Source organism: Actinoplanes sp. NPDC051405, from assembly GCF_055586185.1.
This window is the reverse complement of the sequence record NZ_JBVJIR010000047.1, coordinates 1-1,116: the sequence shown is the minus strand read 5'-3', so window position 1 is coordinate 1,116 and position 1,116 is coordinate 1. Positions and strand designations below refer to the sequence as shown.

1 protein-coding gene and 1 pseudogene are annotated in these 1,116 nt (G+C 68.5%); both read left to right on the top strand.

Features of this window, described 5'->3' with window-relative positions:
- The first annotated feature begins 155 nt into the window (after positions 1-155).
- Positions 156-668, top strand: a complete 513-nt coding sequence (locus ACZ6S4_RS44630) for an LURP-one-related/scramblase family protein (protein WP_465480702.1) — start codon at positions 156-158, stop codon at positions 666-668.
- A gap of 225 nt (positions 669-893) precedes the next feature.
- A pseudogene (locus ACZ6S4_RS44625) lies at positions 894-1,116 on the top strand (RNA polymerase sigma factor SigF); the annotation flags it as partial.

Here is a 1,116-nt window from a genome sequence, read left to right as displayed (position 1 = left end):
AAAGAAGAAGAACACCCCCCCCTTCCGAGGGACCCCCACCCCCCCCCCCCCCCCCCCCCCCCCCCCCCCCCCCCCCCCCCCCCCCACCCCCCACCCCCCCCCCCCCCCCCCCCCCCCCCCCCCCCCCCCCCCCGCCACGGGGCACAATCGGGGCCATGTATGTGATCAGAGAGAAGTTCTTCTCCGTCGGCGACGACTTCGACGTCCTGGACGAACACGGCACCAAGATCTTCCACGTCGACGGCAAGGTGCTCAGCGCCCGCGACAAGGTGGTGATCGAGGACGCGGCCGGCACCGAGGTGGCCAGCGTGCACCGGCATCTGGTCTCGCTGCGGCCGACGTACGAGATCCGGATCGGCGGGGAGAAGGCCGCCGAGGTCCGTAAGAACCTCTTCACGCCGTTCCGGGACAAGTTCACCATCGACGTCCCCGGCCCCGAGGACCTGACCATGAAGGGCGACCTGCTCGATCACGAGTACGTGATCGAACGCGACGGCCGGGACGTGGCCGCGGTGTCGAAGCGCTGGCTGACGATCCGCGACACCTACGCGGTGCGGGTGGAGGCGGGCGAGGACCCCCTGCTGATCATCGCTTCGGTGCTGGCCCTCGACCTGGCGCTGACCAGGGAGGAGAAGAAGGCGGAAAAGGACCGCAAAGACGACGAATGATCACCGTGGTCCACTGTGATCATTCAACTACGTAAAGTGACTCATACTTTCGGCTAGTCATCCATGGCCCTCTCGGCTAAGGTCGTCATAACCGAACGGCCAAGTGTGCGCGGACGACGGTGATCATCGATCGCCGTCGGCCACGAACGGATAGCGATACCTTGCCCGACCGGGCCTGGTGCAAACCAGGCCGGCTCTCCGGACAGGTGCCAAGGAAGGACCGAGATGACTGCCACCCAGACAGTTGAGGCTGCGGAGACGAAGCCTGCGATCAGCGAGGCGCCGGCGGACAGCGCCGCCGACCTGCTGAACGCGATGGCTGCCATGCCCGTCGGCCACCCCTCCCGCGTGTCCCTGCGCGACCGGGCCATCGAGGCCTGGCTGCCGCTGGCCCGCCACCTCGCCCACCGCTACTCCGGCCGCGGTGAGCCCACCGACGACCTGGTCC

What these genes read in the sequence shown, in the direction of transcription:
- ACZ6S4_RS44630 (WP_465480702.1), top strand. Translation starts at nt 156, where the DNA reads ATGTATGTGATCAGAGAGAAGTTCTTCTCCGTCGGCGACGACTTCGAC.